This window comes from Nonomuraea sp. NPDC049655 (assembly GCF_044465465.1).
Classification (GTDB): domain Bacteria; phylum Actinomycetota; class Actinomycetes; order Streptosporangiales; family Streptosporangiaceae; genus Nonomuraea.
The window spans coordinates 495,939-507,984 of sequence record NZ_JBITLS010000007.1 but is presented as its reverse complement, the minus strand read 5'-3'; the positions used below and the strand labels follow the sequence as shown (position 1 = coordinate 507,984).

Here is a 12,046-nt window from a genome sequence, read left to right as displayed (position 1 = left end):
CGGAGAAGCGGTGGGGAAGCGGCGGGAAGGTGGTGGAGAGGGGGCGGGGAGGCGGCGGGGAAGCCGTCAGAAGGCCAGCGCGGACTCCAGCATGACCGCCGTGACCTGGTCCTCGGGCAGGTCCATGGTCTTGACCACGCCCCACTGCAGCGCCCCGAGCAGTGCCCAGCACCTGACCCTGGCCTCAGGGCCCGGGTTCTCGCCGGCGAGCTTGGCGAAGATCTCGTCCCTGAACGTACCGACGACCGCGCGCTCGGAGCCGGGCGGCTGGCTGTCGTCGGCCGCCAGGTCTTCCATGAACAGGCGGATCACCGCGCGGTGCCGCACCGCGAAGACGGCCAGGGCCTCGACGAACGCCTTGCGGTCGGGGTGCTCGGTGTCGAGCAGCGTGATCATCTCGGCCGCGGCGGGGGAGAGCAGTTCGGAGGCCAGCCGGTCCTTGGGGTGGAAGTGGTAGGCGACGGCGGTCTTGGTCAGCCCGACCGCGGCGGCGATGTCGGCCAGCGAGGTGCCCGCGTAGCCGCGCTCGGCGAACAGCTCGCGCGCGGCCGCCAGGATCCGGGAGCGGGTGTCGTCGGGTGTGGTCATCGTCTCATTTCCCACGGGATCCGGAATTTCCGATGTCCTCCGTTTTATCGTAGTCCTGTACGACCGTACAGGACGGCCGTCGGGCAGGGGCGAGACGATGACGCGGTTTCTTGGTCGGCTGGGTGGCTGGTGTGCGCGGCACGGGCGGATCGTGCTGGCTTTATGGGTGGTCCTGGCCGCGGGCCTGATGGGGGCGAGCCTCGCGCTCGGCAGCCCGGTCAGCAACGACGCCTCCATCCCGGGCACCGACGCGCAGCGCGCGCACGACCTGATGAAGGAGGGCTTCGGCCCCGGCTACGCCACCGGCGGAACCGTGCAACTCCTCCTGTACTCCGCGGACGGGAAGCTCACCGACGGACCGCATAAGCAGGCCGTCGAGCGCTCGGTGGCCGCGATGCGCACGATGCCGCACGTCGTCCAGGTGGACACGCCCTACCGGATGGGCGGCATCGCCTCGAACCTGCAGATCGGCGTGATCACCGTTAAGATGCAGGGCAACGACCCCGACAAGGTGGGCGAGGACACCCAGGCCCTGTCCGACGCCGCGGCCCCGGCCAGGGACGCGGGGCTGGAAGTGGTGCCCGCCGCCGACTCCAACCCGGCGAGCAAGGAGATCAAGACCGGGCCGAGCGAGATCATCGGCGTGGTCTGCGCGCTGCTCGTGCTGGTCTTCGCGTTCGGGACGCTGGTCGCCGCGATGGTGCCGATCTTCGCCGCGCTGGTCAGCGTCGCGACCGGGCTCGGTGTGATCGGCCTGCTCGGCTACGTCGTGGACATGCCCAAGCAGGCCGGGATCATGTCCACGATGATCGGGCTCGGCGTCGGCATCGACTACGCGCTGTTCCTGCTGTCGCGCCACCGCAAGCTGCTGGCCGACGGCGTGCCGGTCGTGGAGTCCGTACGCCGGACGGTTTCCAGCTCGGGCGGGGCCGTCGTGTTCGCCGGCGGCACGGTGATCATCGCGTTGAGCGCGCTGATGCTGGCCGGGTTCCCGCTGCTGAGCACGCTCGGCTGGGTGACCGGCATCTCCGTCGTCTTCGCCGTGCTGACCTCGGTCACCCTCGTGCCCGCCCTGCTCGGGCTGCTCGGCCACCGCGTCAACGCGCTCAAGGTGCCGCTGGTGCGCGGGCGGTCGTCCACCCGCGGCGGGGGCGCGGGCTGGGCCGGGCTCGGCGCGTGGGTGGCGCGCCGGCCGTGGCGGGTGCTGATCGGCAGCGTCCTCGTGCTCGGCGCGCTGGCCGCGCCCGCGCTCGCGTTGCAGCTGGGGCCCCTGGACGAGGGGTACGCGGCCAAGGACTCGGCCGGGCGGCGCGCGTACGAGCTGATGGCCACCGCCTTCGGGCCCGGCAGCAACGGCCCGCTGATCGTGGTCGCCGAGCTGCCGGAGAAGGTCTCCGGCGCCGGGGACGCCACCGTCAAGCGGCTCGCCGACGAGGTCGCCCGCGTCGACGGGGTCGCCCACGTGTCGGACCCGAAGGTCAACGCCTCCGGCCGCTCGGTGCTGCTCCAGACGATCAGCGACTACGCGCCGAGCGACCCGAAGGCCGCCGAGGTCGTCAGGGAGGTCAGGGCCATCTCGATCCCGGGCGTCCAGGTGCACGTCGGCGGCAAGGTGGCCGGGCTGACCGACGCCGGGGACCGCATGAACGAGCGCACCCCGCTGGTCATCGGCGTGGTCGTGCTGCTCAGCGCGCTGCTCCTGCTGTTCGCCTTCCGCGCGCCCGTCGTCGCGGTCAAGGCCGCCGTGATGAACCTGGTGTCGCTGGGCGCCGCGTTCGGCGCGCTGGCGCTGGTGTTCTCGATCGGCCTCGGCAGCGGCCTGGTCGGCATGGACGCCCCGATGGACTCCTCCTACCTCCAGACGCTGTTCTTCTCCGTGCCGATCGAGAGCTACGTGCCGCTGATGCTGTTCGCGGTGCTGTTCGGCCTGTCGATGGACTACGAGGTGTTCCTGCTGACGGCGGTGCGCCAGGCCCACGCCCGGCACGGCGACAACAGCCGGGCGGTGGCCGAGGGCCTCGGCTCGACCGGCCGGGTCATCACCTCGGCCGCCCTGATCATGGTGGCGGTGTTCGTGGCGTTCATCGCCTACCCGGACGCGATGGTCAAGACGTTCGGCGTCGGGCTGGCCGTGGCCATCGCGGTGGACGCGACCGTCATCCGCGGCTTCCTCGTGCCGGCCACGATGGTGCTGCTCGGCCGGGCGAACTGGTGGTGCCCGCGCTGGCTGGACCGGCTGCTGCCGAACCTGTCGGTCGAGGGCCACGAGGAGGACGAGCCGGAGCCGCGCCGCGAGCGCGCGCAGGAGCCGGTGGGCGCCGGGCGCTGACCCCGCCGGCGACCGGTCAGTCGGGGTCGTCGAGGTGGCAGGCCGGCACCCACCCGACGACGCCGGTGGCCGCGTCGGTGCCGTGGTGCCACAGGGTGCTGTCGAAGGCGTCGTCGCAGCGGAACAGCTCGTGCTCCTCCGACCGGTCGGAGTCGAAGCCGTCGCCGGGACGGCCCACGCCGAGCTGGGCCGCGCCGCCCTTCGGCTCGCTCCAGATGACCACCTCGCGGCTGCGGAAGTCGTAGCGGTAGCGGGCCTGCGCGGGGCCGGCGCCGCCCACGGTCACGACCGCGAGCAGACCGGCCGCGACGGCTCCTCTGGCGAGCATGCGGGCCTCCCTCACTGTGGGCGATTACCCGCTCACAGTACGCTCCCGCACGACCTCGTGCCCGGCACGCCGCCAGCCGATCAGGCCGCCGTCCAGCGGGCGGGCGTCGAGACCGCGCTCGCGCAGCAGGCGTGCGGCCTGCGGGGAGAGCACGCAGTACGGCCCGCCGCAGTAGGCCACGACCCGGGCGTCCGCCGGCAGCTCCGCCAGGCGGCCCGCCAGGTCGTCCAGGGGCACCGAGATCGCGCCCGGCACGTGCCCCTTGGCGTAGGCGGCGGCCGGCCGGACGTCGACGACCACCGTGCCGGGATCGGCCAGCCTGGCGGCCAGCTCGTCGGCCGTGACGCCGGACAGGTCGCCCAGGTGCTCCCGCACCGCCTCGCGCAGGCCGGACAGCCGGTCGTGGGCGAAACGCTGGAGGTCGCCCAGGAAGCGCGAGACCTGCTCGTCGGCCAGCCGGTAGCGGACCCGCGTGCCGTCCCGACGGCTGGTCACCAGGTGGGCCGCGTGCAGGTGCTGGAGCTGGGCCGAGGTGTTCTTGACCGGCACGCCCGCCGCCCGCGCCAGCTCCTCGACCGTGCGCTCGCCCTGGTCGAGCACGTCGAGCAGGCGCAGCCGCACCGGGCTGGCCAGCGCCTTGCCGACGCGGGCCAGGTGCCGGTAGACGGGCTCTTCGGGGAAATCCGCCATCAGACCGCGTACTGGTCGTGGCGCAGCCAGAGTTCGGTCCACTCCTCGGGGGTGAGCTCACGGCCGCTGTGGGTGATCTCGGCCAGCTCCTCGAAGTACGCCTCGCGCGGCGCGCCCGGCGTGAAGAGCACCAGCATCGAGGCCGGCTCGCCGGAGGCGTTGCGGAAGGCGTGCACGCCGCCCTCGGGCACGTGCAGGAAGTCGCCGGGGCGGCCGTCGGCCCACTTGTCGCCGTCGTAGAGCTGGACGGTTCCGGTCAGCACGTAGAACGACTCGGTGATGGTGCGGTGGAAGTGCGGGGACGCGCCGCCGGGACGCGGGCCCATCTCCCAGCGGTAAAGGCCGTAGGCGCCGTTCGTCGAGCCGCCCGTGCCCAGGTAGTGGACGCGGGTGCCGGTCGCCATCGACAGGTCGGGGCCGTTGTCCGCCGGGCGCAGGGTGGCGCTGATCTCGCCGGTCTCGCCGAGGTAGCGCTGCTGGGGGTACGACATGGGACAACCTCCACTATTCCAAAGAAAATGAGAATAGCGCCTCAGAACGTGATGACCGTGCGGGCGACCGTCCCCTGGCGGACGTGGGCGACGGCCTCGTTGATCTGGTCGAGGGGGAGGCGTTCGGTGATCAGGCCGTCGAGGTCGAGGCGGCCGCGGAGGTACTGGGCGGCCAGCATGGGCAGGTCGCGGTGCGGCGCGGCGTCGCCGCCCTGGGTGCCCATGAGGCGGCGCGAGGAGAACAGCAGGCCGGTGTCCAGCGCCATGGGGTGGCCCTGGGGCGGGCTGCCGACCATGACCGTGGTCCCGCCCGGCTGGGTGGCGGCGAAGGCGTCCGCCAGCACGCCGGGGACGCCGGTCGCGTCGAAGGCGTAGTCGACGCCGCCGCGGACCAGCGCGCTCACCTGGCGGGGCAGGTCGCCGGCGGTGAGCAGGTGGGTGGCCCCGAAGCGCTCGGCCAGCTTGAGCTTCCCCTCGGCCACGTCCGCGGCGATGATCGTGGTGGCGCCGGCGAGCACCGCGCCCTGGATGACGTTGAGCCCCACGCCGCCGCAGCCGACCACCAGGACCGAGGCGCCCGGCGGCACCTCGGCCACGTTCAGCACCGCCCCCACGCCGGTGACCACGCCGCAGGCCAGCAGGCACATGGCGGCGAAGGGCGCGTCCTTGGCGATCTTGACGCACATGGCCTCGGCGACCACCGCGTACTCGGCGAACGAGCCGATGCCGATGAAGCGGCGGGTCTCCCGGCCGTCGAGGGTGACCCTGGGCGGGCCGCCCATGATGGTCGGCAGCCGCTGCGGGCCCGAGCACAGGTGGAAGCGGCCGGAGCCGCAGTGGCGGCAGCGCCCGCAGGGGCCGCTCATGGCGATGATGACGTGGTCGTCCGGCCTGACGGAGGTGACGCCCGCGCCGACGCTCTCCACCACGCCCGCGCTCTCGTGCCCCAGGATGAACGGCGGCGCGCCCACCACCGGGCTCTTGCCGTCGATGGCCTTGAGGTCGGAGCCGCACACGCCCGAGGCCCTGATCCGGACGCGCACCTCGCCGGGGCCGGGGTCGTTGATCTCGACGTCGCGGATCTCCATGGGGGCGTGGAACCCGGTCAGCACGGCCGCGCGCATCAGCATGGGCCCACGCTAGCCCGGTGCGCCGTCTGCGAGCAAGCGGTTGCTCGGTATGCCGTTGACACCCTCTTCCGGCAAATCTACGCTCAGCGAAACCAAGCGAGCGCTAGGCCGAGTCGCGAGGAGAACAACATGGTACGGCGGGGCGCGGCGGCGCTCACCCTGACGCTGCTCGTCGCCGGCTGCGCGGCTCAGCAGACCGGCGCGGCCCAGTCGGGCGCGGGAGTGACGGACACCACGATCAAGATCGGGGGCGTGCTGACCAAGACCAGCGCGAGCGGCTACTCGACCAGGGACGCCGAGATCGGGGCGAAGGCCAGGTTCGCCCGCGCCAACGCCGAGGGCGGTGTGCACGGCCGGAAGATCGACTTCATCGGCGCCGAGGACGACGCCCAGGACGCGGCCAAGGGCGACGCGGCGGCCAAGAAGCTCGTCCAGAAGGACCAGGTGTTCGCCCTGGTCCCGGTGCACGCCCCGAACTTCGGCGGCGCGGCCTTCCTCGAACAGCAGGGCGTCCCCTGGTTCGGCTGGGCCACCGGGCCGCAGTGGTGCGGCACCAGGACCGGGTTCGGCTACAACGGCTGTCTGGCCCCCAAACAGGGCGCCGGCTCCCAGACGTGGTGGGGCAGGCAGATGGCCGACCTGCTCGGCGGCGCCGCCGGCAAGAGCGTCTACGTGCAGACCAGCGACTCCAGCGGCAGCAAGTACGGCGGCACGACCATCTCCCAGTCGTTCACCGCGGCCGGGTTCGAGCTGGCCGGCGTGAACTCCGGCCTGCCGGCCGCCGCCCCGCCGCCCGACTGGCTCCCGTACGTCAACAAGATCATGACCTCGGACGGCGGCAAGGCCCCCGACGTCGTCGTCTCGGTGATCGCCGGCACCAAGTTCAACGTCGGGCTCTACGCGGCGCTCAAGCGGGCCGGGTACAAGGGCGTGCTCACCGACGCCACCAGCTACGACCTGGCCATCCTCAAGGACCCGGCCGGCGCGCAGGCGCTCGACGGCGTGATCGCCGCGCCCATGTTCGAGCCGTTCGAGTCGCCGGCGCCCGAGATCGCCCAGCTCAAGAAGGACGTCGAGCAGGTCGCCCCCGGCACCGCGCTCACCCAGCACCTGGCGATCGGCTACTGGGCCGCCGACATCTTCCTCGACGTCCTCAAGCGCACCGGCAAGGACCTGACCAGGGAGAAGTTCCTGGCCACCGCCAACGGCGACTACCTCTACGAGAACCCCGGGTTCGGCCGCATCCGCTACCCGCGCGACCACAGCGAGCCGAACGGCTGCGGCGCCCTGGTCAAACTGGAGGGCGGGGCCTTCCAGGTGGCCAGGAGGATGGCCTGCTTCGACAACGTGCCGCTGAAATGATCCTCCAGTACGTGCTCAGCGGCCTGGTCACCGGGGCCGTCTTCGCGATCATGGGCTCCGGCCTGACCCTGTCCTACGCGGCGACCGGGGTGTTCAATTTCGCCCACGGCGCCGTCGGCTTCCTGGCCGCCCTGGTGTTCTACGAGCTCACCGCCGCCGCCGGGCTGCCCGCCTGGCTGTCGGCGGTGGTGGCGGCCGGGCTGTTCGCGCCCGCGCTCGGCTACCTGCTGCACCGGGCCATGTTCCGCGGGCTCGCCCAGGCGGGGGAGACCGCGCAGATCGTCGCCACCATCGGGCTCACGATCGCGCTGCCCGCGCTCGGCCTGCTGGCCGTGGAGCTGGCCGGGTTGCCCGCCACGGACGCCACCTCGCTGCCGCGCGGCGTCGGCCCCCATCCGGCTGTGTCGTTCGACCCGCTCGGCGTGCGGCTGGACACCGACCAGCTCATCACCTTCGCCTTCTCGGCCGTCGCGGCGGCGGGGTTGTGGGCGTTCCTGCGGCACACGCCGTACGGGCTGCGCATGCGCGCCTCCGTGGACCGCCGCCGCCTGGCCACGCTGCGGGGCATCGACGCCGACGCCACCTCGGCGCTGGCCTGGATGCTCGGGTCGGGGCTCGCCGGGCTGGCCGGGGTGCTGGCGGCGCCGGTGCTCGGGCTGGACGCGACGGCGTACACGGTGCTGCTGTTCGCCTCGGCGACGGCGGCGGTGTTCGGGCGGCTGCGCTCGATCCCCTGGACGTTCGCCGCCGGGCTCGCGCTCGGCGTCGTGCAGAACCTGGTCGCCGGGTACACCGACTTCCTGGAGGAGGTCACCGGGCTGCGCACGGCCGTGCCGGTGATCCTGCTGTTCGCCGGGCTGCTGCTGCTGAACCGGTCGCGGGAGCGGGTGGCGGGCAGCGCCGCCGAGGACGTCCCGCCGCCCGACCACCTGGCCGGGGTGCCGGCCTGGCGCAGGCGGCTGCCGTGGGCGGCGGGCCTGGCCGCGCTGGCGGTCTTCGCCCTGCTCGGGCCGGAGTACTACGTGGGCGTCGCGGCCCAGGGGCTGGTGCTGGCGCTGATCTTCTGCTCGTTCGTGGTGGTGACCGGGATCGGCGGCATGGTGAACCTGGCGCAGGCCGCCTTCGCCGCCATGGCGGCGCTGACCTGCGGGTGGGCGTTCGCCTCCGGGCTGCCGTTCGTCGTGGCGATCCTGCTCGGGGTGGCCGCCGCGGGGGCCGTCGGGCTGGTCGTGGCGCTGCCCGCGCTGCGGCTGGGCGGACGGGTGCTGACGCTGGCCACGCTGGCCCTGGCGCTGCTGGCCGACCAGGTGCTGTTCCAGGTGGACGCCTTCAGCAACGGGACCATCGGATGGGCGCTGCCGGCGCTCGGGCTCGGCTTCGCCGACACCTCCGACCCGCGGGTGCGGGTGGCCGTGCTGCTGGCGCTGATCGGGCTGGTGGCGCTGCTGGTGCGCAACCTGGAGCGGTCGGCGTCGGGGCGGGCCGTCCTCGCCGTGCGGTCGGCACCCGCGGCGGCCGTCACCTCCGGGCTGTCCGCGCCGCGGGCCAAGATCGTGCTGTTCGTGCTGGCGTCGGCGATCGCCGGGCTCGGCGGGGTGCTGTTCGCGATCTCCAAGGGGTCGGTCACGGCCACCGACCTGCCGGCGTTCGCCGGGTTCGTCTGGCTGGCCGTGGTGGTGCTGCAGGGCGTGCGCAGGATCGGCGGGGCGGTGCTCGGCGGGCTGGTCGCGGTGGCCGTGCCCGAACTGCTGGCGACCTGGGACGTGTCCGCGCACGTCGGGTCGATCCTGTTCGGCGCGGGCGGCATGATCCTGGCCCGGCATCCGGACGGCGTGCTCACCCAGCTCGCCGAGGCCCGCCATCGCCGCCGCGCCCGCCGCCTTCCCACCGCTCCTTCCGGCGCTTTTCCCACCGCTTCTTCCGCCGCTTCTTCCGGCACGCCTTCCGCGCCTCCGGCCGAGGTGGTCGCCGGGGTCGTGGCCCGGCGGGCCGCGGCCGGGGGCGGCGGGTCCGGCGGGCCGCTGTTCGTGCTGGAGGACGTCGTGGCGGGCTACGCCGACTGCACCGTCCTGCACGGGGTGCGGCTGGAGGTGCGGCCCGGCGAGGTGGTGGCGCTGCTCGGCGCGAACGGCGCGGGCAAGTCCACCGCGTGCGCCGTCGCCGCCGGGGACCTGCCGGTGACCGGCGGCCGGATCCTGCTCGACGGCGTGGACGTCACCGCCTGGCCGGCGCACCGGCGGGCGCGCGCCGGCGTCCTGCTGGCCCCCGAAGGGCGGGGCGTCTTCCCCGGGCTCACCGTGGAGGAGAACCTGCGCACCTGGCTGGACGATCCGGAGCCGGTCTACCGGCGCCTGCCGCAGCTCGCGGCCCGCCGTACGGTGGCCGCGGGCGCGCTGTCGGGCGGCGAGCAGCAGCTCCTCACGCTGGCCCCGGCCCTGGTGCGCCCGCCCCGGGTGCTGATCGCCGACGAGCCCTCGCTCGGCCTGGCCCCGCTCGTGGTGCGGCAGGTGTTCGACGTCTTCGCCGAGTTGCGCGACCGGGGCGTGGCGCTGCTGCTGGTCGAGGAGAAGGCGACCGAGGCGCTGGCCGTCGCCGACCGGGTCGCGTTCATGCGGCTGGGCGCCGTCACCTGGACGGGCCCCCGCTCGGAGGTGGACGGCGACCGGCTGACCGCCGCCTACCTGGGGGTGAGGTGAATGCTGGCGGTGCAGGGCGTGTCCGTGGCCTTCGGCGGCGTCAGGGCGCTGGACGGCGTCTCGTTCGAGACCGGGCCCGGCCAGGTCTGCGGGGTCATCGGGCCGAACGGCGCGGGCAAGACCACCCTGTTCGACGTGGTGTCCGGGCTGCGCAGGCCGGTCGCGGGCCGGGTCACGCTGGACGGGCGCGACCTGACCGGCGTGTCCGCGCTCCGGCGGGCCAGGGCCGGCGTGCGCAGGACGTTCCAGCGCACGCAGGTGTTCGGCCGGCTCACCGTGGCCCAGAACGTGCTGGCCGCGCTCGACTGGCACGGCGGTGGCGGCGGACTGGCCGCCGACCTGGCCGGGTGGCCGGGCCGGCGGCGGATCGAGCGCGAGCGCGGCGCGCGCGTGGCCGAGGTGCTCGACCTGTGCGGGCTCACCCCGCTGCGCGACGCGTACGCCGCCGCGCTGCCGGTCGGGCAGCGCCGGATGGTCGAGCTGGCCCGCGCCCTCGCGGACCGTCCGCGGCTCCTGCTGCTGGACGAGCCCACCTCCGGCCTGGACGCCGCCCAGACCGCCCGGCTCGGCGAGGTCGTCAGGTCTCTGGACACCACCGTGCTGCTGGTCGAGCACGACATGGGCTTCGTCATGGAGATCTGCGACCGGATCGTCGTCCTGGACCTGGGCAGGGTCATCGCGTCCGGGACGCCGGCGCGGGTCAGGGACGATCCGGTGGTGCGGGCCGCGTACCTAGGCTGAGTGCCGTTCGGTGAAGGACAGGATGCGGCGCCAGGCGTCCTGGCAGATGTCCTCCCACTCCTTGAACGAGCGGTCGAAGAAGGAGTGGGGCGCGCCCTCGTAGACGTGGGTCTCGTGCTCGGTGCCCACCCGGTCCAGCGCCGCGGTGTAGGCGTCGAACTCTTCCGGGCTCGACACCTTGTCGGCGCCGCCCCTGAGCAGCAGCAGCGGCGCGCCGGGGCCGGTCGTCGGCTCGTCGATGAAGCGCAGCGCGCCGTAGAAGCCGATGCTCCCGGCCAGGCCGTTGCCCTCCGCGCCCTGACGCCACGACAGGGCGCCGCCCATGCAGAAGCCGACCGTGAACACCGGGCCGCCGGCGGCCAGCTCGGCGGTCGCGGCCGCCGCGTCGGCCTGCACCTGGTCGAGCTTGAGCTGGTCGACGTGCGGCATGTAGTCGAAGTCGTCGCCCCGGTCGTCGGTCCCGGCGGTGCGGCCGAAGTAGTCGATCGCGATCGTGCGGAACCCGGCCTCGGCGAAGCGCACCGCGAGGTCGCGGTAGAACGGGTGCAGGCCGCGCACGTCCGGCATGATCACCACGCCGCGGCCGTTCGGCTCGGCAGGGTCGGCCCGGTAGGCCATGAAGCGGGTGCCGTCGGCTGAGGTCAGGGTGATCTGCTCGTGCGCCGCCACCTCGCCCCGGATCGGCGGGGCGGGCGGCCGGCTGTCGGTGGAATGACACATGTGCCCAGCATGCCCAAGGTGATCGCCCGTCATCCCCCTTCGTCCTCAGTACGGCGGCGCCGCCCGGAACGCCGCCAGCAGGTGGGCCCGCACCCGCCCCACGGCCGGCCTGGCCGGCGCCCCCGACCGTACGGCCAGGTAGCCGGTGTTGATCGGCGGTTCCGCCGGCTCGGCCAGCACGACCAGCGTGCCCTCGGCCAGGTCGCGCCGGCACAGGTACGCGGGCAGGACGGAGACGCCCATGCCCGCCCGCACCGCGCTCAGCACGCCGCGCAGGTCCGGGATGACGACCTGCGCGGCCATCGACGGCCGCCGCCCGAAGACGGCCCGCCAGTAGCGGCGCACGATGGGCAGCTCCTCGGCGTAGGCCACCACGGGCACCGCGGCCAGCTCCTTGGGCTCGACCCGGCCGGGCGGCAGCGCGCGGGCCACGGACGGCGCCGCCACCAGGACGAACTCCTCGTCGTAGACGGGGTCGGCCTGGATGCCGCGCACCCGGGGCCGGATCGTGGACAGCACCAGGTCGAGCCGTCCGGCCGCGAGGTCGGCCAGCAGGTCGTCGGCCAGGCCGAGGGTGGTGCGCAGGCGCAGCCCGTCGCGGACGAGCGGGGCGAGCATCGGCATGACCTCCTCGCACAGGAACTCGGCCGGGCCGCCCAGGTGCACGGCCTCGTCCGAGGGCAGCTCCGAGCCGGCCACCTCCTCCAGCGCGTCGAGGGCGGGGGCCACCCTGCGGGCCAGCTCGTCGGCGGCGGGGGTGGGCGCGACGCCGCGCGGCAGCCGGTCGAACAGCGGCCGGTCGAGCGTCGCCTCCAGCGTCTTGACCTGGGCGGTCACCGCGGGTTGCGAGAGGCCGAGCGTCTGCGCGGCGGCGGTGATGGAGCCGGTCCTGTGGACGGCGAGGAAGGTCCGCAGCAGGTCCAGCGAGAGAGACGACACATCACTATTCTGATGCCAGGACTGATATTTCG

Annotated in this window: 11 protein-coding genes; 4 read left to right on the top strand and 7 right to left on the bottom strand. The window is 73.8% G+C overall.

All coding sequences use genetic code 11. From position 1 onward, the window contains the following. Positions 1-66: 66 nt before the first annotated feature. Positions 67-588, bottom strand: coding sequence for a TetR family transcriptional regulator (locus ACIBQ6_RS25175; protein WP_352362996.1), 522 nt, complete (start codon positions 586-588; stop codon positions 67-69). A 151-nt stretch (positions 589-739) separates the two neighbouring features. Between ACIBQ6_RS25175 and ACIBQ6_RS25170 the strand changes: the two genes are divergently transcribed. Continuing rightward, positions 740-2,917 (top strand): MMPL family transporter, encoded by a 2,178-nt coding sequence (locus ACIBQ6_RS25170; RefSeq protein ID WP_397214789.1) that lies wholly within the window; start codon positions 740-742, stop codon positions 2,915-2,917. A 16-nt stretch (positions 2,918-2,933) separates the two neighbouring features. Here the strand turns inward: ACIBQ6_RS25170 and ACIBQ6_RS25165 are convergent, their stop codons facing one another. Genes ACIBQ6_RS25165 through ACIBQ6_RS25150 form a run of 4 tightly spaced genes read right to left on the bottom strand, consistent with a single transcriptional unit; the run spans position 2,934 to position 5,556 of the window. Further along, a complete protein-coding gene (locus ACIBQ6_RS25165; protein WP_352319407.1) occupies positions 2,934-3,245 on the bottom strand; it encodes a hypothetical protein in 312 nt (103 codons plus the stop codon). Positions 3,246-3,269: 24 nt separating this feature from the next. Further along, entirely contained in the window at positions 3,270-3,935 is a 666-nt protein-coding gene (locus ACIBQ6_RS25160) for an ArsR/SmtB family transcription factor (protein WP_397214787.1), read from the bottom strand. Next, positions 3,935-4,426: a cupin domain-containing protein gene (locus ACIBQ6_RS25155; RefSeq protein WP_358298591.1), complete on the bottom strand. Its 492-nt coding sequence runs from the start codon at positions 4,424-4,426 to the stop codon at positions 3,935-3,937. Before ACIBQ6_RS25155 ends, ACIBQ6_RS25160 begins: the two co-directional genes overlap by 1 nt. 41 nt (positions 4,427-4,467) lie before the next feature. After that, positions 4,468-5,556: an alcohol dehydrogenase catalytic domain-containing protein gene (locus ACIBQ6_RS25150; protein ID WP_397214785.1), complete on the bottom strand. Its 1,089-nt coding sequence runs from the start codon at positions 5,554-5,556 to the stop codon at positions 4,468-4,470. Positions 5,557-5,685: 129 nt separating this feature from the next. Here ACIBQ6_RS25150 and ACIBQ6_RS25145 point away from each other — a divergent pair, with 129 nt between their 5' ends. Genes ACIBQ6_RS25145 through ACIBQ6_RS25135 form a run of 3 tightly spaced genes read left to right on the top strand, consistent with a single transcriptional unit; the run spans position 5,686 to position 10,355 of the window. After that, positions 5,686-6,918 carry an ABC transporter substrate-binding protein gene (locus ACIBQ6_RS25145; protein ID WP_352363008.1) on the top strand — a complete coding sequence of 411 codons (1,233 nt, stop codon included), beginning with the start codon at positions 5,686-5,688 and terminating at the stop codon, positions 6,916-6,918. After that, on the top strand, positions 6,915-9,614 hold the full coding sequence (locus tag ACIBQ6_RS25140) for an ATP-binding cassette domain-containing protein (protein ID WP_397214783.1): 2,700 nt from the start codon (positions 6,915-6,917) through the stop codon (positions 9,612-9,614). Before ACIBQ6_RS25145 ends, ACIBQ6_RS25140 begins: the two co-directional genes overlap by 4 nt. Next, complete coding sequence (locus ACIBQ6_RS25135) at positions 9,615-10,355, top strand: ABC transporter ATP-binding protein (protein WP_358298583.1); 741 nt, start codon at positions 9,615-9,617, stop codon at positions 10,353-10,355. On the opposite strand, the gene ACIBQ6_RS25130 is transcribed toward ACIBQ6_RS25135, so the two are convergent. Both ACIBQ6_RS25130 and ACIBQ6_RS25125 read right to left on the bottom strand, forming a co-directional pair. Further along, complete coding sequence (locus ACIBQ6_RS25130) at positions 10,347-11,075, bottom strand: dienelactone hydrolase family protein (RefSeq protein WP_358298581.1); 729 nt, start codon at positions 11,073-11,075, stop codon at positions 10,347-10,349. The two genes, ACIBQ6_RS25135 and ACIBQ6_RS25130, sit on opposite strands and share 9 nt — an antisense overlap. A 45-nt stretch (positions 11,076-11,120) precedes the next feature. Then, positions 11,121-12,014, bottom strand: a complete 894-nt coding sequence (locus ACIBQ6_RS25125) for a LysR family transcriptional regulator (protein ID WP_397214780.1) — start codon at positions 12,012-12,014, stop codon at positions 11,121-11,123. Positions 12,015-12,046 lie beyond the last annotated feature (32 nt).

Excerpts from the sequence above, each read along its gene's own strand:
- ACIBQ6_RS25175 (WP_352362996.1), bottom strand. The coding sequence starts at position 588 with ATGACCACACCCGACGACACCCGCTCCCGGATCCTGGCGGCCGCGCGC.
- ACIBQ6_RS25165 (WP_352319407.1), bottom strand. The coding sequence starts at position 3,245 with ATGCTCGCCAGAGGAGCCGTCGCGGCCGGTCTGCTCGCGGTCGTGACC.
- ACIBQ6_RS25160 (WP_397214787.1), bottom strand. The coding sequence starts at position 3,935 with ATGGCGGATTTCCCCGAAGAGCCCGTCTACCGGCACCTGGCCCGCGTC.
- ACIBQ6_RS25155 (WP_358298591.1), bottom strand. The coding sequence starts at position 4,426 with ATGTCGTACCCCCAGCAGCGCTACCTCGGCGAGACCGGCGAGATCAGC.
- ACIBQ6_RS25150 (WP_397214785.1), bottom strand. The coding sequence starts at position 5,556 with ATGCTGATGCGCGCGGCCGTGCTGACCGGGTTCCACGCCCCCATGGAG.
- ACIBQ6_RS25145 (WP_352363008.1), top strand. The coding sequence starts at position 5,686 with ATGGTACGGCGGGGCGCGGCGGCGCTCACCCTGACGCTGCTCGTCGCC.
- ACIBQ6_RS25140 (WP_397214783.1), top strand. The coding sequence starts at position 6,915 with ATGATCCTCCAGTACGTGCTCAGCGGCCTGGTCACCGGGGCCGTCTTC.
- ACIBQ6_RS25135 (WP_358298583.1), top strand. The coding sequence starts at position 9,615 with ATGCTGGCGGTGCAGGGCGTGTCCGTGGCCTTCGGCGGCGTCAGGGCG.
- ACIBQ6_RS25130 (WP_358298581.1), bottom strand. The coding sequence starts at position 11,075 with ATGTGTCATTCCACCGACAGCCGGCCGCCCGCCCCGCCGATCCGGGGC.